This is a genomic window from Xenorhabdus santafensis, assembly GCF_033949405.1.
GTDB lineage: Bacteria > Pseudomonadota > Gammaproteobacteria > Enterobacterales > Enterobacteriaceae > Xenorhabdus > Xenorhabdus santafensis.
The window spans coordinates 1-212 of record NZ_VCDN01000413.1; the positions used below are offsets into that span (position 1 = coordinate 1).

Annotated in this window: 1 pseudogene; it reads left to right on the plus strand. The window is 33.0% G+C overall.

Features of this window, described 5'->3' with window-relative positions:
• Positions 1 to 171, plus strand: a pseudogene (ribA, locus tag FE392_RS22925) (GTP cyclohydrolase II); the annotation flags it as partial.
• Between the last annotated feature and the right edge of the window lie 41 nt (positions 172 to 212).

Here is a 212-nt window from a genome sequence, read left to right on the forward strand (position 1 = left end):
GGCTTACAAAGTTTACGATTATTAACGAATAATCCACGAAAAATTGCTGGCTTACAAGGTTACGATTTAGAAGTAACCGAGCGTGTACCGTTGCAAATGCCAGCAAAAGAAGAGAATAAAACGTATTTACAAACGAAAGTAAACAAATTAGGACATTTACTAAACTTATAATCAAAGGAGAGATTTATTATGGTATTCGAAGGTCATTTAGT